This window comes from Streptomyces sp. URMC 123 (genome assembly GCF_051386515.1).
Taxonomy (GTDB): domain Bacteria; phylum Actinomycetota; class Actinomycetes; order Streptomycetales; family Streptomycetaceae; genus Streptomyces.
The window spans coordinates 1-23,430 of record NZ_JBPQTV010000078.1 but is presented as its reverse complement, the minus strand read 5'-3'; the positions used below and the strand labels follow the sequence as shown (position 1 = coordinate 23,430).

At 73.5% G+C, this 23,430-nt stretch carries 20 protein-coding genes and 2 pseudogenes; 16 read left to right on the top strand and 6 right to left on the bottom strand.

Going from position 1 to position 23,430, the window contains the following annotated elements; genetic code table 11:
- From ACSNOD_RS12345 to ACSNOD_RS12335, 3 genes and pseudogenes are all read right to left on the bottom strand, one after another.
- Window positions 1-2,279: Tex family protein (locus ACSNOD_RS12345; protein WP_436766911.1), on the bottom strand; the 2,279-nt coding region annotated here is incomplete at its 3' end.
- Between the two features lie 71 nt (window positions 2,280-2,350).
- A pseudogene (locus tag ACSNOD_RS12340) lies at window positions 2,351-2,479 on the bottom strand (LPFR motif small protein); the annotation flags it as partial.
- A gap of 323 nt (window positions 2,480-2,802) precedes the next feature.
- Complete coding sequence (locus ACSNOD_RS12335; RefSeq protein WP_436766910.1) at window positions 2,803-3,672, bottom strand: SCO6745 family protein; 870 nt, start codon at window positions 3,670-3,672, stop codon at window positions 2,803-2,805.
- A gap of 106 nt (window positions 3,673-3,778) precedes the next feature.
- On the opposite strand from ACSNOD_RS12335, the gene ACSNOD_RS12330 reads away from it, so the two are divergent.
- Together ACSNOD_RS12330 and ACSNOD_RS12325 are read left to right on the top strand one after the other, a co-directional pair.
- The gene (locus ACSNOD_RS12330) at window positions 3,779-4,882 is read left to right on the top strand and encodes a GlxA family transcriptional regulator (RefSeq protein ID WP_436766909.1); all 1,104 of its coding nucleotides are present in this window, start codon (window positions 3,779-3,781) and stop codon (window positions 4,880-4,882) included.
- Window positions 4,882-5,535, top strand: a complete 654-nt coding sequence (locus ACSNOD_RS12325; RefSeq protein ID WP_436766908.1) for a DJ-1/PfpI family protein — start codon at window positions 4,882-4,884, stop codon at window positions 5,533-5,535. The genes ACSNOD_RS12330 and ACSNOD_RS12325 overlap by 1 nt, the downstream gene beginning before the upstream one ends.
- A gap of 51 nt (window positions 5,536-5,586) precedes the next feature.
- Here ACSNOD_RS12325 and ACSNOD_RS12320 read toward each other — a convergent pair whose 3' ends face one another.
- Window positions 5,587-6,399, bottom strand: coding sequence for an enoyl-CoA hydratase/isomerase family protein (locus tag ACSNOD_RS12320; RefSeq protein WP_436766907.1), 813 nt, complete (start codon window positions 6,397-6,399; stop codon window positions 5,587-5,589).
- Window positions 6,400-6,526: 127 nt separating this feature from the next.
- On the opposite strand from ACSNOD_RS12320, the gene ACSNOD_RS12315 reads away from it, so the two are divergent.
- Window positions 6,527-7,171, top strand: a complete 645-nt coding sequence (locus tag ACSNOD_RS12315; RefSeq protein ID WP_436766906.1) for an HdeD family acid-resistance protein — start codon at window positions 6,527-6,529, stop codon at window positions 7,169-7,171.
- Between the two features lie 197 nt (window positions 7,172-7,368).
- Window positions 7,369-7,902 (top strand): ATP-binding protein, encoded by a 534-nt coding sequence (locus ACSNOD_RS12310; RefSeq protein ID WP_436766905.1) that lies wholly within the window; start codon window positions 7,369-7,371, stop codon window positions 7,900-7,902.
- On the opposite strand, the gene idi is transcribed toward ACSNOD_RS12310, so the two are convergent.
- Entirely contained in the window at window positions 7,877-8,470 is a 594-nt protein-coding gene (gene idi / locus ACSNOD_RS12305) for an isopentenyl-diphosphate Delta-isomerase (protein WP_436766904.1), read from the bottom strand. The two genes, ACSNOD_RS12310 and idi, sit on opposite strands and share 26 nt — an antisense overlap.
- Before the next feature lie 206 nt (window positions 8,471-8,676).
- Window positions 8,677-9,627 (bottom strand): cation diffusion facilitator family transporter, encoded by a 951-nt coding sequence (locus ACSNOD_RS12300; RefSeq protein WP_436766903.1) that lies wholly within the window; start codon window positions 9,625-9,627, stop codon window positions 8,677-8,679.
- Window positions 9,628-10,173: 546 nt separating this feature from the next.
- Between ACSNOD_RS12300 and ACSNOD_RS12295 the strand changes: the two genes are divergently transcribed.
- The 12 genes and pseudogenes from ACSNOD_RS12295 to ACSNOD_RS12240 form a co-directional block, all read left to right on the top strand.
- Window positions 10,174-11,937, top strand: a complete 1,764-nt coding sequence (locus ACSNOD_RS12295) for a DUF5941 domain-containing protein (protein WP_436766912.1) — start codon at window positions 10,174-10,176, stop codon at window positions 11,935-11,937.
- Window positions 11,934-12,683, top strand: a complete 750-nt coding sequence (locus ACSNOD_RS12290; RefSeq protein ID WP_436766902.1) for a sugar phosphate nucleotidyltransferase — start codon at window positions 11,934-11,936, stop codon at window positions 12,681-12,683. Before ACSNOD_RS12295 ends, ACSNOD_RS12290 begins: the two co-directional genes overlap by 4 nt.
- A complete protein-coding gene (locus ACSNOD_RS12285) occupies window positions 12,671-13,732 on the top strand; it encodes an iron-containing alcohol dehydrogenase family protein (protein WP_436766901.1) in 1,062 nt (353 codons plus the stop codon). The genes ACSNOD_RS12290 and ACSNOD_RS12285 overlap by 13 nt, the downstream gene beginning before the upstream one ends.
- Window positions 13,710-14,501, top strand: a complete 792-nt coding sequence (locus ACSNOD_RS12280) for a CDP-alcohol phosphatidyltransferase family protein (RefSeq protein ID WP_436766900.1) — start codon at window positions 13,710-13,712, stop codon at window positions 14,499-14,501. Before ACSNOD_RS12285 ends, ACSNOD_RS12280 begins: the two co-directional genes overlap by 23 nt.
- Entirely contained in the window at window positions 14,498-15,400 is a 903-nt protein-coding gene (locus tag ACSNOD_RS12275) for a glycosyltransferase family 2 protein (protein WP_436766899.1), read from the top strand. The genes ACSNOD_RS12280 and ACSNOD_RS12275 overlap by 4 nt, the downstream gene beginning before the upstream one ends.
- A 91-nt stretch (window positions 15,401-15,491) precedes the next feature.
- Entirely contained in the window at window positions 15,492-16,430 is a 939-nt protein-coding gene (locus ACSNOD_RS12270; RefSeq protein WP_436766898.1) for an ABC transporter permease, read from the top strand.
- Entirely contained in the window at window positions 16,423-17,202 is a 780-nt protein-coding gene (locus ACSNOD_RS12265) for an ABC transporter ATP-binding protein (RefSeq protein ID WP_436766897.1), read from the top strand. Before ACSNOD_RS12270 ends, ACSNOD_RS12265 begins: the two co-directional genes overlap by 8 nt.
- Before the next feature lie 686 nt (window positions 17,203-17,888).
- The gene (hpnC, locus tag ACSNOD_RS12260) at window positions 17,889-18,818 is read left to right on the top strand and encodes a squalene synthase HpnC (RefSeq protein WP_436766896.1); all 930 of its coding nucleotides are present in this window, start codon (window positions 17,889-17,891) and stop codon (window positions 18,816-18,818) included.
- Entirely contained in the window at window positions 18,815-19,768 is a 954-nt protein-coding gene (gene hpnD, locus ACSNOD_RS12255; protein WP_436766895.1) for a presqualene diphosphate synthase HpnD, read from the top strand. The genes hpnC and hpnD overlap by 4 nt, the downstream gene beginning before the upstream one ends.
- A 190-nt stretch (window positions 19,769-19,958) precedes the next feature.
- Window positions 19,959-21,434 (top strand): hydroxysqualene dehydroxylase HpnE, encoded by a 1,476-nt coding sequence (gene hpnE / locus ACSNOD_RS12250; RefSeq protein WP_436766894.1) that lies wholly within the window; start codon window positions 19,959-19,961, stop codon window positions 21,432-21,434.
- Window positions 21,431-22,531: a polyprenyl synthetase family protein gene (locus ACSNOD_RS12245; RefSeq protein ID WP_436766893.1), complete on the top strand. Its 1,101-nt coding sequence runs from the start codon at window positions 21,431-21,433 to the stop codon at window positions 22,529-22,531. The genes hpnE and ACSNOD_RS12245 overlap by 4 nt, the downstream gene beginning before the upstream one ends.
- Before the next feature lie 182 nt (window positions 22,532-22,713).
- A pseudogene (locus tag ACSNOD_RS12240) lies at window positions 22,714-23,430 on the top strand (squalene--hopene cyclase); the annotation flags it as partial.

The following is a 23,430-nucleotide window of genomic DNA, read 5'->3' as shown; positions in this document are numbered from 1 at the left end:
CGCCGCGCGCCGCCCCCACTGCCACCGGCGCCCGGCGAACGCTCACGCGCCCCCGGCGACCGCTCCCGCCCGCCCCCGCCGGACGGCGACGCCTCGTCGTCGAGCCGCAGCGTCAGCGAGATCCGCTTGCGCGGGATGTCGACCTCCATCACCTTCACCCGCACGATGTCCCCCGGCTTCACCACTTCCCGGGGGTCCTTGACGAACGTCCTGGACATCGCGGAGACGTGCACCAGACCGTCCTGGTGCACACCGACGTCCACGAACGCCCCGAACGCTGCCACATTGGTGACCACGCCCTCCAGGATCATCCCGGCCTCCAGGTCGCCGATCTTCTCGACGCCCTCCTTGAAGGTCGCCGTGCGGAACGCCGGCCGCGGGTCGCGCCCCGGCTTCTCCAGCTCCCTCAGGATGTCGGTGACGGTCGGCAGACCGAACGAGTCGTTCACGAAGTCGGCCGGTTTCAGGGAGCGCAGCACCGCCGTGTTGCCGATGAGCTGCTTCACCTCGGCGCCGGTCGAGGAGACGATCGCCCGCACCACCGGATACGACTCCGGGTGCACGCTGGAGGCGTCCAGCGGGTCCTCGCCGCCGGGGATGCGGAGGAAGCCCGCGCACTGCTCGTACGCCTTGGGGCCGAGCCGCGGAACGTCCTTGAGCTGCTTGCGCGTTCGGAAGGGGCCGTGCGCATCGCGGTGCGCCACGATGTTCTCGGCCAGGCCCGCGCCGATGCCGGAGACCCGGCCGAGCAGCGGCGCCGACGCGGTGTTGACGTCGACGCCGACGCCGTTCACACAGTCCTCGACCACCGCGTCCAGGGAGCGGGAGAGCTTCACCTCGGACAGGTCGTGCTGGTACTGGCCCACGCCGATCGACTTGGGGTCGATCTTCACCAGCTCGGCCAGCGGGTCCTGGAGCCGCCGGGCGATCGACACCGCGCCGCGCAGCGAGACATCGAGGTCCGGCAGCTCCTGGGAGGCGAACGCGGACGCGGAGTACACCGAGGCGCCGGCCTCGGAGACCATCACCTTGGTGAGCTTCAACTCCGGGTGCCGGGCGCACAGCTCGGCCGCGAGCCGGTCCGTCTCCCGGGAGGCGGTGCCGTTGCCGATGGCGATCAGCTCCACGCCGTGCTCGCGGGCCAGCCGCGCCAGCGTGGTCAGCGACTCCTCCCACCGCTGCCGCGGCACATGGGGGTGGATCGTGTCCGTGGCGGCGACCTTCCCCGTCGCGTCGACCACCGCCACCTTCACGCCCGTGCGATAGCCGGGGTCCAGGCCCATCGTGGCGCGCCCGCCGGCCGGCGCGGCGAGCAGCAGGTCGCGCAGGTTCGCGGCGAAGACGCGAACCGCCTCGTCCTCGGCCGCCTGCTTCAGCCGCAGCCGCAGATCGATCCCGAGGTGGACCTGGACGCGGGTGCGCCAGCACCAGCGGACGGTGTCCAGCAGCCAGCGGTCGCCCGGCCGTCCCCGGTCGGCGATCCCGAAGTGCCGCGCGATGGTCCGCTCGTACGACGTGGGGCCCTCGGCCGCGGCGTCCGGCGCCTCCGGCTCCAGCACGAGGTCGAGAACCTCCTCCTTCTCGCCGCGCAGCATCGCCAGCACCCGGTGCGAGGGGAGCTGGGTGAACGGCTCGGAGAAGTCGAAGTAGTCGGCGAACTTGGCCGCCGGACCCTCCGTGGCGTCGCCCTTGCCCTCACGGACCTTCGCGACGAGGCGCCCCTGGTTCCACATCCGCTCGCGGAGCTCGCCGATCAGATCGGCGTCCTCGCCGAACCGCTCGGTGAGCACGGCCCGGGCGCCGTCCAGCGCGGCGGCGGCGTCCGCCACCCCCTTGTCGGCGTCGACGAACGCGGCGGCCGCGGTCAGCGGCTCCACCGACGGGTCGGCGAGCAGCGCGTCGGCGAGCGGTTCGAGCCCCGCCTCGCGCGCGATCTGCGCCTTGGTGCGCCGCTTGGGCTTGAACGGCAGATAGATGTCCTCCAGCCGGGCCTTGGAGTCGGCCGTGCGAATGCGCTCCTCCAGCGCCGCGTCGAGCTTGCCCTGCGCCCGGACCGACTCCAGGATCGCGGCGCGCCGCTCCTCCAGCTCCCGCAGATAGCGCAGCCGCTCCTCGAGCGAGCGCAGCTGCGCGTCGTCGAGCATCTCGGTGGCTTCCTTGCGGTAGCGCGCGATGAACGGCACGGTGGCCCCGCCGTCGAGCAGCTCGACGGCCGCCTTCACCTGCCGCTCCCGTACGCCGAGCTCCTCGGCGATCCTGCCCTCAATCGACGTCGTCACGATCCGTTCCGCCTTGTCGTCAGACTGGTAGTCCGTCCGCATTCTGGCAGGTGGGTGCGACAGCGCGGTGGTCGACGGGCGCGGCCCCCGCTCCGGGACGCTCCGCCGAAGAGCCGGGCGACCGCCCGGAACGGCAACGTCACCACGGAAGCGAGCGTTCCGCCGATGGCGCGCAGAATGTCGGCGATGGCACGGAACATCTGGGGCCTCCCTGTCCGCTGGTCCGCCGGCCGATGCCGGTAACGGGCGGGTTGCCGGTGTGGGCCCGCGCAAACCCGGCCGTCCCCCGACCGGCCCTCCCGCAGTACGGAGCGAGGCCCGGCCCGCGCCCGTACGGTCGAGCCGGGCCCGCGCCCGTACGGACGGAGGCCGGCCGGTGTTCCGTACGGTCCGAGGCGGCCGGCTGGTGTTCCGTACGGTCGAGCCGGGCCCCTGCTCCGTACGGACGGAGGCCCGGCCCCACGCCCGTACGGTGCGAGGCCCGACCCCCTGCTCCGTACGCGCTCCGTACGGCCCGCGCCGGTCAGCCCTTGCCGAACAGCGCCGGCGGGAACGCCCCCGCCTCCACCGCGGTCCGCGTCCAGCCGCCCGCCAGTTCGGTCAGCCGCGCCACCCCGGCCGCCCCGAGGTGCTCGTACGGCGCCAGGTCCAGCCGGTCCGTCTCCTCCTCGATGTGCTCGCGCAGCTCCGTGCCCGCCGCCGTCAGCCCGCCCTCGGCGGTCACCAGCCCGCGCTCGCGCAGCCGCTCCTCGGCGGCGTCCCAGTCGGCCCGGGTCAGCCCGCGCGTGGCCACCGCGAAGTCCGGCGTCATGCCCTTGCCGCTGGCCGTGTGGCTCACCAGCGCCTCCACGGGGTCCAGGCCGGCCGCGAGGAGCATCGCCACGTGCCCGTCGCCACGGTGCTCGCGCAGCAGCGTCGCCGCGTGCCAGAACGCCAGGTGCGGCTCCTCGGGCACCGGCAGCTCGGCGTGCGCCGCGTACAGCGGCCGGCCACCCGGCCGGCAGCCCTCCGCCGCCCGCAGGGCGAGCTCCGCGGCCTCCGCCATCTCCGGCGAGGTCACCACGTCGTCACCCAGCAGCCGGCGCAGCGTGGCGTCCGCGCTGCGCAGCCGCGCGGCGAGCACCGCCTCGGGCGAGGCGATCTCCCAGATCCCCGGCACATGGCGGGCGACCAGTTCCGGCCCGAAGTTGTAGAAGGTCGCGGTGACGACCCCGGGGCCCACCCGCCCCATCGCGGCGGCCCGGCCGGCGAAGTACGCGGCGGGGCGGTCCGCCAGCCCTATGGCCGTGAGCTCGCGGGTGTAGTCCGGCGAGAAGTACACCGTGGAGTGCAGGGGATTGACGGCTTGGTAACAGTGGCGTCCCGCCCGTGCGGGCAGCGTCGTGGAGGTCATGCACCGCACGCTACTCGCGCTCTCTCCGGCCGCCGCGGACGCCATGGCAGAAAGGGTGGGCTCCTCGTCATTGCGGCCATCGCGCGACGGCACCACGATGGAGCCCATGACCGGGTCCACCGCCGCACGGACGCCGGGCGGCCTCCCGCCCCGCCGCACGGTCCTCATCGTGCTCTACGAGGGCATCCAGACCCTCGATGTGACGGGTCCCCTGGAGGTGTTCACCGGTGCCGAGCGCTATCTGGGGCGGACCGACGCCTACGCCGTGCGCACCGCCACGGTCGACGGCGCCCCGGTGCGCAGCGCCAGCGGGCTGCTCATCACGCCCGACACCGGAATCGCGGACGCGATTCCCCCGGACACCCTCGTCGTACCGGGCGGCCAGGGCAGCTGGGACGTCGACCCCGCGCTGATCGACTGGCTCCGGGAGACCGCCCCGCGGACGCGCCGCGTGGTCTCCGTCTGCACCGGCGCCTTTCTGCTCGGTGCGGCAGGACTGCTGGAGGGGCGCAGGGTGACCACCCACTGGGCGGCCTCCGAACGGCTGGAGCGGGCCTGCCCGACGGCGCGGGTCGACCCCGAGCCCATCTACGTCCGGGACGGGAACGTCGCCACCTCCGCCGGCGTCACCGCCGGCATCGACCTCGCGCTCGCCCTGGTCGAGGAGGACCTCGGCCGGGACGCGGCGCTGTCCATCGCCCGCCACATGGTGGTCTTCCTGCGCCGCCCCGGCAACCAGACGCAGTTCAGCACGCAGCTCGCCGCGCAGACCGCCAAGCGGCTGCCCCTGCGGGACGTGCAGCAGTGGGTCGTCGAGCACCCGGAGGCCGATCTGTCGGTCGAGGCCCTGGCCCGCCGGGCCAGGCTCTCGCCCCGGCACTTCGCCCGCGCCTTCCGGAGCGAGGTCGGCATGACGCCGGGTCGCTATGTCGACCGGGTGCGGCTGGAGACGGCCCGCCGGCTGCTGGAGGACACGGCGGACGGGATCGAGGAGATCTCCCGCCACTGCGGCTACGGCACGCCGGAGGCCATGCGCCGGGCCTTCGTACGGACCCTGGGCGCGGCGCCCGCGGAGTACCGGCGGCGGTTCCGCCCACCGGCCCCGCCGGTCCCGCCGTCCGCACCGGCCCGACCGGCCGCGCCGTCCCCCGGGCGTGCCCCCGCGCGCACCGCCGCCCCCATCCGCACCCCACGGGAAGAACGCCTCTGATGCGCATAGTCATCCCGCTCTTCGACCGCTTCATGGCCACCGACGCGGTCGGCCCGTACGACGTGCTGAGCCGGCTGCCCGGCGCCGAGACCGTGTTCGTGGCCGAGCGCCCCGGCCCGGTGCGCGACACCTCCGGCAGCCTCGCCCTGGTGGCCGACGCCGCCCTCGACGAGGTGACCGAGGCGGACATCCTGGTCGTCCCCGGCGGGCAGGGCGAGGCCGACGTCCCGCTGGACGGCGCGCTGCACGCGTGGCTGCGGGCCGTGGACGCCACCACCACCTGGACGGCGACGGTGTGCACCGGCGCCCTGCTCCTGGCGGCGGCCGGGCCTCTCAAGGGTCGCCGCGCCACCACCCACTGGCTGGCGCTGGACCGGCTCCGCGACCTCGGCGTGGAACCGGTCGAGGAACGCCACGTGATCGACGGCAAGTACATCAGCGCCGCCGGCGTCTCGGCCGGCATGGACATGGCGTACGTACTGGCGGGACTGGTCGCGGGGGACACCGTGGCCCAGGAGATCCAGCTCGGCCACGAGTACGACCCGCGGCCGCCCTATGACGCCGGCTCGCCCGCCACCGCGCCGCCCGAGCTCGTCGCGGCGGTCCGGGCCGCCAGCCGGTTCGCCCCGCGCGCCGAGCCCCTGCGCGGATGACCGACGGGGCGGCCGGGGCCGCCGGACCGGGTGAGCGCCACGGGGGTGCATTCACTCGGGCCAGGTGAACCTCGGCCGCCTGCGCTCCAGAAAGGCGGCGACACCCTCCGCGGTGTCGCCGCTGGCGCGTGCCTGCCGCGCCCAGTACGCCACCCGCTCCGGCGTCGTCGGGCCCGCGGTGAACTCCTTGGCGGCGGCCTGGGTGAGCAGCGAGCGCGAGGCCAGCAGCCGGGCGAAGGAGGCCACTCGCGCGTCGAGTTCACCGGCGGGCAACAGTTCGTCGACCAGTCCGCCGCGCAGCGCCCGCTCGCCGTCGATCAGCTCGGCGGAGAAGAGCAGGTACTTGGCGAGCGCCGGGCCGACCAGGGCGGTGAGCCGCCGGGTGGAGGCCGCCCCGTAGACGATGCCGAGCCTCGCCGGGGTGATCCCGAAGGACGAGCCCTCCGCGGCGAACCGCAGATCGCAGACCGCGGCGAGCTGGCAGCCGCCGCCCACGCAGTAGCCGCGGATCGCGGCCAGGGTGGGCTTGGGGAAGGCCGCGAGGGCCTCCTCGGCGACCACGGCCAGGGCCTGCGCGGCCTCCGGCCCGTCCGCCTCGTCCGCCCTGTCCGACCCGTCCGCCCCCTCCAGCCCTCCCGCGCGCAGTGAGCCGATGTCCGCGCCCGCGCAGAACGTGTCGCCCGAGCCGGTCAGGACCAGCACCCGCACCCCGGGGTCGGCCGCCAGCCGGTCGAGGATCACGGGCAGCTCCCGCCACATGGCGGTCGTCATGGCGTTGCGCTTGGCGGGGTGATGAACGGTCACGGTGGCGATGCCGTCGCTGATGTCCGTCAGCAGCCGGGCGTCGGGGCTCGGGTGATCCATGGCCGGGATGCTATCCGGGTGCCACCGGGGCCGATCCCGCCGGGCGCCGGGGCGTCGGACCGCCGATGACGGGGCATCCGGCTAGCATCGGAAAGGCGCGTCCGCCCGGCCCGACGAGGAGGCACGCATGGCGAAGACCGCTCCGGCCGGTGCCCGGCTCAGCCGCGGCTTCGGCTTTCTCGCCGTACTGGGCGCGATCCTGGTGCTCGCCGGCCTGGTCGGCCTGGTGTACGTCGGGGTGGCGACGCTCACCTCCATGATCCTGTTCGGCTGGCTGCTGCTCATCGGCGGGCTGGTCGGGCTGTTGCACGCGGTGCAGTCCCGGACCACCAACTTCTTCTGGCTGGGCGCGGTGGTCGCGGCGCTCAACCTCGCGGCCGGCGTGGTCGTCGTCCGCCATCCGGAGACCGCCGCCTCCGGGCTGACCATGTTCGCCGCGCTGCTCTTCCTCACCGGAGGGGTGTTCCGGGTGGTGGGCAGCGCGGTGGTGCGCGGCCCGCAGTTCGGCTGGACCCTGGTGCAGGGCGCCTTCGGACTGCTGCTCGGCCTGCTGGTGCTGATGGACTGGCCGACCAGCAGCCGCTACGTCATCGGCACCTTCTTCTCGCTGGCGCTGCTCTTCGACGGGCTCGGGCTGCTCGCGGTCGGCGTCGGCGGGCGGCGGATCGTCGGCATGGTCAACGACGAGCGGGCCCGCGAAACCCGGGCGGGAGCGCCGACGGATCGTTTTTCCAAGTCGGAACAAGAAGGACAGGATCAGTCGCCCAGCTGATCCCGCGCCAAGCACAAGGGGCAGAAGCCGTCGATAGGCGCTGACTTGCGTTCAGCGCATGGGTACGGACCAATGGCTCCCCAACACTCGATGCTGAACGGCGGTCCGCCGGGCCTCACCGAGGGGCCCGGCGCCGCCGATCGAGCCGTGGGATCGTCGCGCGCGAGTTCGAGCGAGTTCGAGAGTGGGTGCCGGGCATGGAAATCCGCGGAAGCGTCCCACCCGATCCGAGGCCGGTCCCCCGGCCGGCCCCGGGACGGCTTCCCGTCGTGGAGGGGACGGCCGTGCCGACCGCGCCCCGCCCGTACGAGGGCGTCTGGCGCTTCACCGCCCCGGCGCTGGACGCCTCCGTGCCGCGGGCCCGCCGCGCGGTCCGCGACCTCCTCGCCCACCAGCGGGTGCCGATCCCCGACGACCTGGTCGGGGACCTGCTGCTGATCGTCTCCGAGCTGGTCACCAACGCGGTGCGGCACGCCGCCCTGCTCTCGCCGCAGGTCGCCGTGGAGGTGTCCGTGGGCGCGGGCTGGATCAGGGTCGCCGTCGAGGACAACCACCCCTACCGCCCCAAACCGCTGGAGGCCGATCAGGGCCGGACCGGGGGGCGGGGGCTGCTCCTCGTGAAGACGATCGCGGAAGCGGCGGGCGGCACCTGTGACGCCGAGCACACCAGCGGCGGCGGCAAGGTGGTGTGGGCGGCGGTGCCGCTCACCAGCCGGCCGACTCCCCCGTGAGCTCGCGGATCGCCGGCCGAGCGGCGTCCAGCACGGTCATGAACCACGCCGAGAAGGGGCGCTCCGCGTGGAGCCGGTCCAGCTCGGCCGCCGTGACGAACGCGGTGTCGCCGACCTCCTCCGCGTCCGGCCGCGGCTCGCCCTTCACCAGGCCCACGAAGAGGTGGTTGTACTCCTGCTCGACCAGCCCGGACGCCGGGTCGGGGTGGTTGTAGCGGACCGTGCCGGCCTCGGCGAGCAGCGCGGGGGAGACGCCCAGCTCCTCCGCCGTACGGCGGGCCGCGGCCGCGAAGGGGGCCTCGCCGGGGTACGGGTGGCCGCAGCAGGTGTTCGACCAGACACCGGGGGAGTGGTACTTGCCCAGCGCGCGCTGCTGGAGCAGCAGCCGCCCGGACTCGTCGAAGAGGAAGACCGAAAACGCCCGGTGCAACCGGCCGGGCGGCAGATGGGCGGAGAGCTTCTCGGCGGTGCCGATCGTGGTGCCGCTCTCGTCGACCAGTTCGAGCATGATCGGTGCTGAGGTGCCGTTCGACGCGTTGTCCGCCGCGGTGGCTGGTGTGGTCGGCATGATCATCCTTCTGGTGGGCTACGTCGATCAAGTCTGCCGTAGATCCGGTGGGGAACTTCGTTCATCGCACCGTATGTCCGATGGGAACCGGCCACCTCACGGACCGGTCGAGCGTCGCCGGTGCGGCGCGGTACGGGTGAGGCCGCCGGTGCGGTGCGCTGCGGGTGTCGCCGCGGGGGCGCCGGCCTCGTCGGGAGGGGGCGCCGTCAGCGGCAGAACCCGTCCTCGTGCGCCGCGTGACCGCCGGGCTCCAGCTGGAAGGTGCAGTGCTCCACGTCGAAGTGGCCGCGGAGACAGTCCTGGAGCTCGTGCAGCATCTTCTCGTTCCCGGCCGAGTCCAGGGTCTGCGCGCCCACCACGACATGGGCGGAGAGCACGGGCATCCCGGAGGTGATGGTCCACACATGGAGGTCGTGCACGCCCTCCACGCCCGGCAGCGCCAGGATGTGCGCCCGGACCTCGGCCATGTCGACATCCCTCGGAGCCGCCTCCAGCAGGACGTCGATCGCCTCGCGGAACAGCTTCACCGTACGGGGGACGATCATCAGGCCGATCACCAGCGAGGCGATGGGGTCGGCCTGCTGCCACCCGGTCGTCATGATCACCAGCGCGGCGATCACCACGGCGAGCGAGCCGAGCGCGTCCGAGAGCACCTCCAGGAAGGCCCCCCGCACATTGAGGCTCTCCTTCTGGCCGCGCATCAGCAGGCTCAGCGAGATCGCGTTGGCCACCAGGCCGATCAGGCCGAAGACGACGGTCGCGCCCCCGGGCACGTCCGTCGGCTCCAGCAGCCGGTCGACGGCCTCGATCAGGATGTAGCCGCCGACGCCGAGCAGCAGCACACAGTTGAGCAGGGCCGCGAGGATCTCCGCCCGCGCCCAGCCGTAGGTGCGGCGCTCGCTGGCCGGCCGATTGGCGAAGTGGATCGCGATCAGCGCCATGGAGACCCCGACGGCGTCCGTGGCCATGTGCCCCGCGTCCGCGAGCAGGGCGAGCGAGCCGGTCAGCACGCTGCCGACGATCTCCGCGACGAGAACGGTGACGGTGATCGCCAGGGCGATCCGCAGCCGCCCCCGATAGGCGGCCGACACGGTCCCGGAGGCCCCCTTCGGCAGCCCCCCGCCGTGCGTGTGTCCGTGGTCGTGCCCCGCGCCCATGAAAACGCCGCCTTTCCGAAACGGTCGGAATCGGTCGTGAAGGGGCCGAAGGGCATCGGCCGCGATCACAGTGAACTACGGGTGGGGGGTATGCGGCAACATGGGACCGAATACGGTTATCACTGTGCTGACCAGCGGTTTCACCGTTCGGCGCGGTGGGGGCCGGGGGCGGTTCCGCCCCACGGCGCCCGGGGGCGGGGTTTGTCCTGGGCGGTCGGAATCCACCATGATGATCCGAGCGGTCGGCGGGACACGGCCCAGGGGCACCGCGCCGGTCGCACCGGTTCGCATGGCTCGCATCGGCTCCCACGCGCTGATCGGGGCGTGAACGGCCGATGAACGCGCGCCCCCGGCGATCCGATACCCTCGCCGACACGCCGTCCGCCCGGTCCGACCGGTGGGGATCGGCTCCCCGGTCCCGTACGGCACCGCGCATCCGCGCGGACCGTCCGCGCGGTGTGCCGCGACCGCTGCCCGGACACCACCCGTCCTGGTACGGCCACGCCGGCGTGCCAGCATCCAAGGGCTTGCAAGGAGTGAGTTCGTCTGTCGACCGCCATCCTCACCGGTCCGCCGGTCGCCGGGTCGCGCCTGGAGGGCGACCTGCGGTCGCTGGGCTATGACGTGATCACGGCCACTCCGGACGACCTCCCGGCCCGGATCGCCGGCCTGCCCGCCCGCGAGCGGGTCGCCGTGGTGGACCCCCGGCTGGTCGCGCACCGGCACGCCCTGCGGCTGGCCCTCACCGACCCGCGGTTCGACGCGAGCGCGCTGCCCGGCGCCGTACGGGCGGACGCCCCCCGCCGCGCGGCCCTCGCCGCGGCCGCCGCCGGCCGCACCGCCCCCGACGACATCGCCGAGGCCCTCGACACCGCCGGGGTCCCCGTGCGGCGCGTGGACCTGGGCGTGCTGGTCGCCCGCGTCCCGGCCGACGACACCGAGCGCGCCGAGGCCGAGACGGCCGTCGCCTCCGTCGACGAGGAGCGGGTCCGGCTCCGTACCGCGGTCAAGCCCCGCGACGGCTTCTTCACGACCTTCTTCATCAGCCCGTACTCGCGCTATGTCGCCCGCTGGTGCGCGCGCCGCGGGCTGACCCCCAACCAGGTCACCACCGTCTCGCTGCTCACGGCCGTCATAGCCGCCGGGTGCGCCGCGACGGGCACCCGCTCCGGCTATGTCGCCGCCGGCGCGCTGCTCCTGGTCTCCTTCGTCCTGGACTGCGCCGACGGCCAGCTCGCCCGCTACTCCCTCCAGTACTCGACGCTCGGCGCCTGGCTGGACGCCACCTTCGACCGCGCCAAGGAGTACGCCTTCTACGCGGGCCTCGCCCTCGGCGCGATCCGCGGGGGCGACGACGTCTGGGCGCTCGCCCTGGGCGCCATGGTGCTCCAGACCTGCCGCCACGTCGTGGACTTCTCGTTCAACGAGGCCAACCACGACGCGATAGCGAACAACAGCCCCACCGCCGCCCTCTCCGACCGGCTCGACAGCGTCGGCTGGACCGTGTGGGCGCGCCGGATGATAGTGCTGCCGATCGGCGAGCGCTGGGCCATGATCGCCGTGCTCACCGCGCTCACCACCCCCCGGATCGTCTTCTACGCCCTGCTGGCCGGCTGCGCCCTCGCCGCCTGCTACACCACCGCCGGCCGGGTGCTGCGCTCGCTGACCCGCAAGGCCCGCCGGACCGAGCGCGCCGCCCGCGCGCTGGCGGACCTCGCCGACTCGGGCCCGCTCGCCGAGCTGCTGGCCAAGGGCCCGGCCCGGCGCGGCGTCGCCCTCGCCGCGCCGCTGATGGCGGCCGCCGGCACCGTCTTCCTGGTGGCCACCTGCTACGCGCGCCCCTTCGGCGGCTGGCTGCCGGTCCTCGGCGCGGTGATCTACGCCGCCTTCGCCGCCCGGGCCGTCGCCCACCCGCTGACCGGCCCGCTCGACTGGCTGGTGCCCCCCGTGCTGCGGGCCGCCGAGTACGGCACGGTGCTGATCCTGGCCGCCCGCTCCGGCGCGGACGGCGCCCTGCCCGCCGCATTCGGGCTGGTGGCCGCGGTCGCCTACCATCACTACGACACGGTGTACCGCATTCGCGGCGGCACCGGCGCGCCCCCCCGCCCGCTGGTGCGGGCGATCGGCGGGCATGAGGGCCGGGTGCTGGCGGTCACGGCCGCCGCCGCTCTGCTGTCGAACACAGGTTTCACCGTCGCGCTCACCGCCCTGGCGGTGGGGGTGGCGCTCGTGGTGCTCGTGGAGAGCATCCGGTTCTGGGTCTCCTCCGGAGCACCCGCGGTACACGACGAAACAGGAGAACCCGCATGATCGGCCTCGTGCTGGCAGCCGGCGCCGGACGCCGTCTGCGCCCCTACACCGACACCCTCCCCAAGGCCCTGGTGCCGGTGGACCCGGAGGGCGCGGGCACCACCACCGTGCTGGACCTCACCCTGGGCAACTTCGCCGAGGTCGGTCTCACGGACGTGGCCGTGGTCATCGGCTACCGCGGCGAGGCCGTCGTCGAGCGCAAGGCCGCCCTGGAGAAGAAGTACGGCGTCACCCTCCACCTCGTCGAGAACGACAAGGCCGAGACCTGGAACAACGCCTACTCCCTGTGGTGCGCCCGGGACGTCCTCAAGGAGGGCGTGATCCTCGCCAACGGCGACACCGTGCACCCCGTCTCCGTGGAGAAGACGCTGCTGGACGCGCGCGGCCGGGGGCAGAAGATCATCCTCGCCCTCGACACGGTGAAGAAGCTCGCCGACGAGGAGATGAAGGTCGTCGTGGACCCCGCCACGGGCGTCCGGCGGATCACCAAGCTGATGGACCCGGCCGACGCCAGCGGCGAGTACATCGGCGTCACCCTGATCGAGAGCTCCGCCGCGGCCGAGCTGGCCGACGCGCTCAAGGCCACCTTCGAGCGCGACCCCGACCTCTACTACGAGGACGGCTACCAGGAGCTGGTCAACCGAGGCTTCCAGGTCGACACCGCGCCGATCGGCGAGGTCTCCTGGGTCGAGATCGACAACCACGACGACCTCGCCAAGGCCCGGGAGATCGCGTGCCGGTACTGACCCGCCTCATCCCGTCCCCGGTCTTCGTTGACATCAACGCGGGCGCGCTGGACGACCTGGCGGGGCTCCTGGCCGACCAGCGGATCTCCAGCTCGGGCAAGCTCGCCGTCGCCATCAGCGGCGGCTCGGGCCTGAAGCTGCGCGACCGCTTCGCGCCGGAGCTGCCCGGCGCCGACTGGTACTGCGTCGACGGCGGCACCATCGACGACGCCGTCCGGCTCGCCGACGCCATGCGCGGCAAGCGCTACGACGCGGTCGTCGGCCTGGGCGGCGGCAAGATCCTCGACGCGACGAAGTACGCCGCCGCGCGGGTCGGGCTGCCCATGGTCGCCGTCGCGACGAACCTCTCGCACGACGGCATCTGCTCGCCGGTGGCCACCCTGGACAACGACAACGGGCGCGGCTCGTACGGGGTGCCCACCCCGATCGCCATGGTCATCGACCTGGACGTGATCCGCGAGGCCCCGGTGCGCTACGTCCGGTCCGGCATCGGCGACGCGGTGTCCAACATCTCCGCGATCGCGGACTGGGAGCTCTCCCACCGCGAGACCGGCGAGCCGATCGACGGCCTGGCCGCCGCCATGGCGCGCACCGCGGGCGAGGCCGTGATGCGCCACCCCGGCGGCGTCGGCGACGACGACTTCCTCACCACCCTCTCCGAGGGCCTGGTGCTCACCGGCATCGCCATGTCGATCAGCGGGGACACCCGCCCGGCCTCCGGCGCCTGCCACGAGATCAGCCACGCCTTCGACCTGCTGTACCCCAAGCGGGCCGCCGCCCACGGCGAGCAGGTCGGCCTCGGCGCGGCCTTCGCGATGCATCTGCGCGGCGCCCATGAGCAGTCCGCGCTGATGGTCGAGGTGCTGCGGCGGCACGGGCTGCCCGTGCTGCCCGGGGAGATCGGCTTCACCGACGCCGAGTTCGTCGAGGCCGTCGCCTACGCGCCGCAGACCCGCCCCGGGCGCTTCACGATCCTGGAGCACCTCGACCTGACCACCGACGAGATCAGGGACGCATACGCCGACTATGCCAAAACCGTCAGTAGCTGAACTCCGTCCGGTCGTTCACCCCGCGGGGCTGAAGGACCGGCGGAGCGGCGAGCACTGGGCCGGGCGCCTGTACATGCGGGAGATCTCGCTGCGCTGGACCCGGCACCTGGTGAACACCCGGATCAGCCCCAACCAGCTCACGTATCTGATGATCGTGGCGGGTGTGGCGGCCGGTGCCGCCCTGCTCGTCCCCGGTCTCACCGGCGCGATCCTCGGCGCCCTGCTCATCCAGCTCTATCTGCTGCTGGACTGCGTGGACGGCGAGGTGGCGCGCTGGCGCAAGCAGACCTCGATCACGGGTGTGTATCTCGACCGGGTGGGCCACTACCTCTGCGAGGCGGTCCTGCTGGCCGGCTTCGGCCTGCGCGCCGCGGACCTCTTCCACCGGGACGGCGCCGGCGCCACGACCGAGTGGCAGTGGGCCTTCCTCGGCACGCTCGCCGCGCTCGGCGCGATCCTGATCAAGGCCGAGACGGACCTGGTCGACGTGGCCCGCACCCGCAGCGGGCTGCCGGCCGTCACCGACGAGGCGTCCGTGCCGCGCTCCTCCGGCCTGGCCCTGGCCCGCCGGGCGGCGGCCGCGCTGAAGTTCCACCGCCTGGTCGGCGGGGTCGAGGCCTCGCTGGTGATGCTCGCGGCCGGGATCGCGGACGCCGTCCACGGCGATCTGCTCTTCACCCGGGCCGCCGTGGTGCTGCTGGCGGCCATCGCCGTGCTGCAGACCGTGCTCCACCTGGTGTCCATCCTCGCCTCCAGCAGGCTGCGATGAGCGCCGGGGGGAAGGCGCCGCGACTCGGCGCGGTCGTGCTGACCATGGGCAACCGCCCCGACGACGTGCGGGCCCTGCTCGACTCGGTGGCCAAGCAGGACGGCGACCCGATCGAGGTCGTCGTCGTGGGCAACGGCTCGCCGCTGCCCGAGTACACCGGCTATCCGATGACCGTGCGGACCGTCGAGCTGCCGGAGAACGTGGGCATCCCGGCGGGCCGCAACGTCGGCATAGAGGCGTTCGGCCCCGCCGGGCGCGACGTCGACGTCCTGCTCTTCCTCGACGACGACGGGCTGCTGCCCAACACCGACACCGCCGAGCTGTGCCGGCAGGCGTTCGCCGCCGACCCCCGGCTCGGGATCATCAGCTTCCGGATCGCCGATCCGGAGACCGGCACCACCCAGCGCCGGCATGTGCCCCGGCTGCGCGCCTCCGACCCGATGCGCTCCTCGCGGGTCACCACCTTCCTCGGCGGCGCCAACGCGGTGCGCACCCGGGTCTTCGCGGAGGTCGGCGGGCTGCCGGACGACTTCTTCTACGCCCACGAGGAGACCGACCTCGCCTGGCGCGCCCTGAACGCCGGCTGGATGATCGACTACCGCGCGGACATGGTGCTGCACCACCCGGCCACGGCCCCGAGCCGGCACGCCGTCTACCACCGCATGGTGGCCCGTAACCGGGTGTGGCTGGCCCGTCGCAACCTCCCCGCGCCCCTGGTCCCGGTCTACCTCGGGGTCTGGCTGCTGCTGACCCTGGCCCGCCGGCCCTCGCCCGCCGCGCTGCGGGCCTGGCTCGGCGGTTTCAAGGAGGGCTGGTCCGGCCCGTGCGGACCCCGGCGCCCGATGAAGTGGCGTACGGTATGGCGCCTGACCCGACTGGGCCGACCTCCCGTCATCTGACAAGCTCGGGTCTGAGAGCATCGGCGTATCCGGATCTCGCAAGGCCTGCGCCCCACCTGGCCGCGCATCTTGAAGACGAAAGTTTCAACTGGTGAGTGAGACAACCCACGATGGTGCGGTGACCGTGAGTTCCCCGCCCAGCGCGTCGCCCGACGACGGCCTGTCCCCGGCCGAGCTGGCCGCCAAGTACGGCCTGTCGGTGAGCGGTGCCCGCCCGAGCCTGCCGGAGTACGTCCGGCAGCTGTGGGGGCGGCGGCACTTCATCTCCGCCTTCTCCCGCGCCCGGCTGCACGCCCAGTACAGCCAGGCCAAGCTCGGCCAGCTGTGGCAGGTCGCGACCCCGCTGCTCAACGCGCTGGTCTACTACCTGATCTTCGGTCTGCTGATCGGCACCCGGAACGGCGTCCAGGACTTCGTCCCCTTCCTGGTGACCGGCGTCTTCATCTTCACCTTCACCCAGAGCTCGGTGCTGGCGGGCACCCGGGCGATCTCCGGCAACCTCGGGCTGGTCCGGGCGCTCCACTTCCCCCGGGCGGCGCTGCCGATCTCGTTCTGCCTGATGCAGCTCCAGCAGCTGCTCTACTCGATGATCGTGCTGGTGGTGATCGTCCTCGGGTGCGGCGAGGTGCCCAGCTTCCCGTGGCTGCTGGCCGTGCCGGCGCTGACGCTCCAGTTCGTCTTCAACACCGGCCTCGCCATGATCATGGCGAGGCTCGGGGCCAAGATCCCCGACATGGCCCAGCTGATGCCGTTCATCCTGCGCACCTGGATGTACGCCTCGGGTGTCATGTACAGCATTGACGAGATCACCAAGGGCAAGAACATCCCGGGCTGGGTGCACTTCCTGCTCGATGTGAACCCGGCCGCGGTCTACATCGACCTGATGCGCTTCGCGCTGATCGACAGCTTCCGGGACGGCGGCTACCTGCCGCCGCACGTCTGGGCGCTGGCCGTGGGCTGGGCCCTGGTGATCGGTCTCGGGGGCTTCGTGTACTTCTGGAAGGCTGAGGAGCGGTACGGCCGTGGCTGACGACAAGAGCGCACAGCGCATTCCCACGGTCATCGCGGACGACCTCCACATCGTCTACCGCGTGCACGGCGGCGGCAGCGGCAAGGGCAGCGCGACCGCCGCGCTGAGCCGGATCATCGGCCGCAAGTCCGCCCCGAGCATCCGCGAGGTGCACGCCGTCAAGGGCGTGAGCTTCACGGCGTACCGCGGCGAGGCCATCGGGCTGATCGGCTCCAACGGCTCCGGCAAGTCGACCATGCTCAAGGCCATCGCCGGGCTGCTGCCCGCCGAGCGCGGCAAGGTCTACACCGACGGCCAGCCCTCCCTGCTGGGCGTGAACGCGGCGCTGATGAACGACCTGACCGGCGAGCGCAACGTCATCCTCGGCGGTCTCGCCATGGGCATGACCCGCGAGGAGATTCGCGAGCGCTACCAGGACATCGTCGACTTCTCCGGCATCAACGAGAAGGGCGACTTCATCTCGCTGCCCATGCGCACGTACTCCTCCGGCATGGGGGCCCGGCTGCGCTTCTCGATCGCCGCGGCCAAGAGCCACGACGTGCTGATGATCGACGAGGCGCTCGCCACGGGCGACCGCGCCTTCCAGAAGCGCTCCGAGGCCCGCATCCGCGAGCTGCGCAAGGAGGCCGGCACGGTCTTCCTGGTGAGCCACAACAACAAGTCGATCCGGGACACCTGCGACCGCGTGCTCTGGCTGGAGAAGGGCGTGCTGGTGATGGACGGCCCGACCGACGAGGTGGTCTCGGCGTACGAGAAGGAGACCAGCAAGTAGTGCGGCCGGGTCGCCCGCCCGCGGCAGGGCCCCCACCCGGGCTTCCGGGCGGGGGCCCTGCGTGCTGCGGGGCCCCCTCCGGTCCGCGGGAGCGGGGCGCGGGAGGCTCGGGGAGGCTTCCGCCGACGCCTGGTTTCGGACATTCCCGGGGTCGCCATCGCGCCCGACCGGCTCGTACCCCTCTGGAGCCCCGCCGGAACCGGCCCGGAATCGGCCCGTCGGCGGCGGCCCCGGCGCCCCGGAGCGGGCGGCGGGCGCACGGATTGTCGCTGTTGATCCACTACGGCCCGCCCGGCGCGGCCGTCGGCGGGCCCGGGAGCGGTGTCGCGGAACGTACGCTCGGGACGATCGTTGCCGGACTGATGCGATAAAACGCATGTGGCACGGGAAGGTTCGCCGGGTGTTCGACGTTGCGGGGGCTTGTGGTCCGCACCCCGGCGACCGGAAAAGCGCTGTACGGCGTAAGCTGTAGCGGTGCTGATTCACGGCAAGTCGGGCGATAATACTCGCCCCTGCCCGCCGTCGACCACCGTCGCTGCGATCAAGCGCGCGGCGTGTCCGAAATGGGTTGTTCTGGATCGGCAGTGTAGAACGGGAGATGTGACGGCAATGGCTACTGGGACTCTCCAGCCCCGAGATTCGTCCGCCGTCCGGATGGCGGACGCGTCGATCGCGCTGGGCCGTCCATGGTGACCGCGGTGGATTCCGGCCGCGCCCGGCGCGGCGGCGGTCCGGCGGCCGCCTCCTCCCGCGCCGTCCTCGACAAGGCGAGCAAGGAGAACTTCCCCGTCGCGCCGTTCTTCCTGCCGCGCGCCTGGCGCGCGGACCTGATGGCCGTCTACGGCTTCGCCCGTCTGGTCGACGACATCGGCGACGGCGACCTGGCCCCGGGCGGCGCCGACGCCGTCCACCTCGGCCTCGGCCCGGACCGGACCGACGACCGGCTCGCCATGCTGGACGCCCTGGAGGCGGACCTGTGGCGGCTCTTCGACGGCACCGGCCCGCGCCATCCGCTGCTGCGGCGGCTGGGCCCCACGGTGCGCCGCCACCGGCTGCCCGCCGAGCCGTTCCTGGGCCTCGTCGAGGCCAACCGCCAGGACCAGCGGGTGACCCGCTACGCCCGGTACGAGGACCTGCTCGGCTACTGCGAGCTGTCCGCCAACCCGGTCGGCCGGCTGGTGCTCGGCATCTCCGGCACGACCACCCCCGAGCGCGTCCGCCGCTCCGACGCCATCTGCACGGCGCTCCAGATCGTGGAGCACCTCCAGGACGTCGCCGAGGACCTCCGCCGGGACCGCATCTATCTGCCCGCCGAGGACATGCGGCGCTTCGGGGTCGAGGAGAGCGATCTCGCCCGCCCCGAGGGGGGCGCGTCGGTGCGAGCCCTGGTCGCGTACCAGGCGGAACGCGCCACGCGGCTGCTGAATGAAGGCGCCCCGCTGGTGGGTAGCGTCCACGGCAGGCTCAAACTGCTGCTCGCCGGGTTCGTGGCCGGAGGGCGCGCGGCGCTCCGGGCGATCGAGGCCGCGGGACACGACGTACTCCCCGGGCCGCCCAAGGCCACCAAGCTCGACCTCCTGCGTGAGGTGGGGGCGACACTGCGAAGAGAGGGGTGAGCCGGACCGTGGACGGATTTCCGCACGCGTCCGCCCCGGTGCTCGCTGCGTACCGCTACTGCGAGGCCGTGACGGGACAGCAGGCCCGCAACTTCGCCTACGGCATCAGGCTGCTGCCCACCGAGAAGCGGCAGGCCATGTCGGCGCTCTACGCGTTCTCCCGGCGGGTCGACGACATCGGTGACGGCCCCCTCGACCCGGAGGCCAAGAAGATCCGCCTGGAGGAGACCCGGGCGGTGCTCGGCCGCATCCGGGGCGGGGAGCTGGAGGAGGACGACACCGACCCGGTGGCCGTCGCGCTCGCCCATGCCGCGCGGCGCTTCCCCATCCCGCTCGGCGCCCTGGACGAGCTCATCGACGGTGTCCAGATGGATCTGCGCGGCGAGACCTATGAGACCTGGGACGACCTGAAGGTCTACTGCCGGTGTGTCGCGGGTGCGATCGGACGGCTCTCCCTCGGCGTGTTCGGCACGACCGCGGGCGCGCATGACACCGAACGCGCCCCCGAGTACGCCGACACGCTGGGGCTCGCGCTGCAACTCACCAATATCCTCCGGGATCTGCGCGAGGACGCCGCCGAGGGACGCAGCTATCTGCCCTCCGACGACCTCGCCAAGTTCGGCTGCTCCGCGGGCTTCCACGGCTCCGAACCGCCCGCCGGGTCCGACTTCAGCGGGCTGGTCCACTTCGAAGTGCGGCGCGCCCGCGCCCTGTTCACCGAGGGCTTCCGGCTGCTGCCCATGCTCGACCGGCGCAGCGGCGCCTGCGTCGCGGCCATGGCCGGGATCTACCGCCGGCTGCTGGACCGCATCGCCCGCGACCCGGAGGCCGTGCTGCGCGGCAGGGTCTCGCTGCCGGGCCGGGAGAAGGCGTACGTCGCCGTGCGCGGGCTGTCCGGACTGGATGCCCGGCACGTGTCACGGCGCACCGGCCCGAGGAGGCGCGTTTGATGCGCGAGACGCGCCACGGCGAGCACGCCGGGGAGCCCGGCAGAGCATTCGCACCGGTGACGGGCACCACGCGCCTCGAACACGGGCGGGAAGCGCACAAACGGCGGGCAACCCTCCGCTCGGCCGTCGCGTCACTGACACAGACGGCCGACCACGGGTGGCGCCGCGGCCGGACCGCGGGGGAGGACGCATGACATACCAGGACGACACGCGTCCCGACCAGCGGGGCTCCGCCGGCGACGGGCGCGGCTCCGGCGGGCGCGACCGGTCCACGGCCGTGGTCGTGGGCGGCGGCATCGCCGGTGTCACCGCCGCTCTGTCGCTCGCCGACGCCGGGCTGCGGGTCACCCTCGTCGAGGGCCGCCCGCGCCTGGGCGGACTCGCCTTCTCCTTCCGCCGCTCCTCCCCGGCCGGCGAACTGACCGTCGACAACGGCCAGCACGTCTATCTGCGCTGCTGCACCGCCTACCGCTGGTTCCTCGACCGCGTCGGCGGCGCCGGGCTCGCCCCCCTCCAGGACCGCCTCGACGTACCGGTTCTGCACGCCGGCTCCCGCCGGCTCGGGCGGCTGCGGCGCACCGCGCTGCCCGTCCCGCTGCACCTGGCGGCCGGCCTCGCCGGCTACCCCCACCTCTCCCTCGGCGAGCGCCTCGCCGTCGGGCGCGCCGCGCTCGCGCTCAAGAACCTCGACCCGGCCGACCCGGCCCTGGACGGCGTCGACTTCGCCGGCTGGCTGCACCGCAAGGGCCAGTCCCCGCGGGCCGTCGAGGCGCTGTGGGACCTGGTCGGCATCGCCACCCTGAACGCCCCGGCCGAGCGGGCCTCGCTGGGGCTGGCCGCCATGGTCTTCAAGACCGGGCTGCTCTCCGAACCGGGCGCCGCCGACATCGGCTGGGCGCGCGTGCCGCTCGGCGAACTCCACGACACGCTGGCCCGCGAGGCCCTGGACGCGGCCGGCGCGCGCACCCTGCTGCGCGCCCGCGCCACGGCCGTCACCCGCGCCGCCGGCGGCCGCTGGCAGGTCGACATCGAGACCGGGCCGCACGGCGGCGAGCGGCTGGAGGCCGACACCGTCGTCCTCGCCCTGCCCCAGCGGGAGACCCACGCCCTGCTGCCCGAGGGCGCCCTCGACCACCCCGACCGGCTGCTGGAGATCGGCACCGCGCCGATCCTCAACGTCCATGTCGTCTACGACCGCAAGGTGCTGCGCCGGCCCTTCTTCGCCGCGCTCGGCACCCCCGTCCAGTGGGTCTTCGACCGCACCGAGGCGTCCGGCCTGGCCACCGCCCCCGGCGCGCGGAACTGGCAGTACCTCGCGCTCTCCCAGTCCGCCGCCGAGGACGAGATCGACCTGCCGGTGGCCGAGCTGCGCCGGCGCTATCTCCCCGAGCTGGAACGGCTGCTGCCCGCGGCGGCCGGCGCCGGCGTCAAGGACTTCTTCGTCACCCGGGAGCGGACAGCGACGTTCGCCCCGGCACCCGGCGTGGGGCGACTGCGGCCCGGCGCCCGCACCAACGCGCCCGGCCTCCACCTGGCCGGCGCGTGGACCGCCACCGGCTGGCCCGCGACCATGGAGAGCGCCGTGCGCAGCGGCCTCACCGCGGCCTCGGCGGCACTCGGCGAACTCGGCCGCCCCCATCACCACCCGCTCCAGGAGGCGGCATGAGCACCAGCATCGGACACAGAGGAGAGACAGTGGCGGCGCAGAACCCGGCGAGCCCGGCCTTCGACACCGCGGACGTCATGGCGCTGCTGGAGCGAGGGCGGACGCTCGCCACGCCGGTCCTGCGGGCCGCCGTGGACCGGCTGGCGCCGCCCATGGACACCGTCGCGGCCTACCACTTCGGCTGGATCGACGCCGAGGGCCGGCCGTCGGCCGGCGACAGCGGCAAGGCGGTGCGCCCCGCCCTCGCGCTGCTCTCCGCCGAGGCGGCGGGCGCGCCCCCGGAGGTCGGGGTGCCCGGTGCGGTCGCCGTCGAACTGGTGCACAACTTCTCGCTGCTCCACGACGACCTCATGGACGGCGACGAGCAGCGGCGGCACCGCGACACCGTCTGGAAGGTGCACGGCCCCGCCCAGGCCATCCTGGTCGGCGACGCGCTCTTCGCACTCGCCAACGAGGTGCTGCTCGAACTGGGCACCGTCGAGGCGGGCCGCGCCACCCGCCGGCTGACCACCGCCAGCCGCAAGCTGATCGACGGTCAGGCGCAGGACATCTCGTACGAGCACCGCGAGCGGGTCACCGTCGAGGAGTGCCTGGAGATGGAGGGCAACAAGACGGGCGCCCTGCTCGCCTGCGCCGTCTCCATCGGCGCGGTGCTCGGCGGCGCGGACGACCGCACCGCCGACACCCTGGAGGCCTACGGCTACCACCTGGGCCTCGCCTTCCAGGCGGTCGACGACCTGCTGGGCATCTGGGGCGACCCGGAGGCGACCGGCAAGCGCACCTGGAGCGACCTGCGCCAGCGCAAGAAGTCCCTCCCGGTGGTGGCCGCGCTGGCCGCCGGCGGGCCCGCCTCCGAGCGGCTGGCCGAACTGCTCGCCGCCGACGCCAAGAGCAGCGAGTTCGACGACTTCGACGAGGAAGAGTTCGCCACCCGCGCGGCGTTGATCGAGGAGGCGGGGGGCCGCGAGTGGACCTCCCAGGAGGCCCGGCGGCAGCACGCCACGGCCCTCGACGCGTTGCACACGGTGGACATGCCCGACGCCGTCCGCGCCCAACTCGTGGCGCTCGCGGACTTCGTCGTCGTCCGCCAGAGATGACCGCGGGGCGCCACCGGGCCCGCACCGGGTCCACCACGCGCGCCCCAGCGGGACTTGAGCACCACTGCGAGATGATCCGCATTCGCACTCTGTGAATTCCGCAGTCGCGGGCCGGCGCCAGCCGGGCGCCGGCCGACGGCACGCCCCACCGGAGCACTACAGCACGGCAAGAAGGGGAAGCCATGACAGCGACGACCGACGGCAGCACCGAGGCACTTCCGCCCCGGGCACCCTCGGCCAGCATTGACGCACGACCCTCCGCGGGAGAGACGGTCACGTCCGTCCGGGCCGCGGAGGAAGCACTGAGCCGCGCCGTGGAGCGGCTGCTCGCCCGCCAGCACCGGGACGGCTGGTGGAAGGGCGACCTCCAGACGAATGTCACCATGGACGCCGAGGACCTGCTGCTCCGGCAGTTCCTGGGCATCCGGGACGCCCGCACCACCGAGGCCGCCGCCCGCTTCATCCGCTCGGAGCAGCGCGAGGACGGCACCTGGGCCACCTTCCACGGCGGGCCCGGCGAGATCTCCGCCACCGTCGAGGCCTACGTCGCCCTCCGGCTCGCCGGGGACGCGCCCGACGCCCCCCATATGGCCGCGGCCTCGGGCTGGGTCCGCGAGCACGGCGGCATCGCCGCCGCCCGGGTCTTCACCCGCATCTGGCTGGCGCTCTTCGGCTGGTGGAAGTGGGAGGACCTGCCGGAGCTGCCGCCCGAGCTGATCTACTTCCCGAGCTGGTTCCCGCTCAACATCTACGACTTCGGCTGCTGGGCCCGGCAGACCATCGTGCCGCTGACCATCGTCTCGGCCAAGCGGCCCGTGCGCCCCGCGCCCTTCCCGCTCGACGAGCTGCACACGGACCCGGCCCGGCCCAACCCGCCGCGCCCCCCGGCCCCCGCCCTG

Excerpts from the sequence above, each read along its gene's own strand:
- ACSNOD_RS12335 (WP_436766910.1), bottom strand. The coding sequence starts at position 3,672 with ATGACCTCCACGACGCTGCCCGCACGGGCGGGACGCCACTGTTACCAA.
- ACSNOD_RS12330 (WP_436766909.1), top strand. The coding sequence starts at position 3,779 with ATGACCGGGTCCACCGCCGCACGGACGCCGGGCGGCCTCCCGCCCCGC.
- ACSNOD_RS12325 (WP_436766908.1), top strand. The coding sequence starts at position 4,882 with ATGCGCATAGTCATCCCGCTCTTCGACCGCTTCATGGCCACCGACGCG.
- ACSNOD_RS12320 (WP_436766907.1), bottom strand. The coding sequence starts at position 6,399 with ATGGATCACCCGAGCCCCGACGCCCGGCTGCTGACGGACATCAGCGAC.
- ACSNOD_RS12315 (WP_436766906.1), top strand. The coding sequence starts at position 6,527 with ATGGCGAAGACCGCTCCGGCCGGTGCCCGGCTCAGCCGCGGCTTCGGC.
- ACSNOD_RS12310 (WP_436766905.1), top strand. The coding sequence starts at position 7,369 with ATGGAAATCCGCGGAAGCGTCCCACCCGATCCGAGGCCGGTCCCCCGG.
- idi (WP_436766904.1), bottom strand. The coding sequence starts at position 8,470 with ATGCCGACCACACCAGCCACCGCGGCGGACAACGCGTCGAACGGCACC.
- ACSNOD_RS12300 (WP_436766903.1), bottom strand. The coding sequence starts at position 9,627 with ATGGGCGCGGGGCACGACCACGGACACACGCACGGCGGGGGGCTGCCG.
- ACSNOD_RS12290 (WP_436766902.1), top strand. The coding sequence starts at position 11,934 with ATGATCGGCCTCGTGCTGGCAGCCGGCGCCGGACGCCGTCTGCGCCCC.
- ACSNOD_RS12280 (WP_436766900.1), top strand. The coding sequence starts at position 13,710 with ATGCCAAAACCGTCAGTAGCTGAACTCCGTCCGGTCGTTCACCCCGCG.
- ACSNOD_RS12275 (WP_436766899.1), top strand. The coding sequence starts at position 14,498 with ATGAGCGCCGGGGGGAAGGCGCCGCGACTCGGCGCGGTCGTGCTGACC.
- hpnC (WP_436766896.1), top strand. The coding sequence starts at position 17,889 with ATGGTGACCGCGGTGGATTCCGGCCGCGCCCGGCGCGGCGGCGGTCCG.
- hpnE (WP_436766894.1), top strand. The coding sequence starts at position 19,959 with ATGACATACCAGGACGACACGCGTCCCGACCAGCGGGGCTCCGCCGGC.
- ACSNOD_RS12245 (WP_436766893.1), top strand. The coding sequence starts at position 21,431 with ATGAGCACCAGCATCGGACACAGAGGAGAGACAGTGGCGGCGCAGAAC.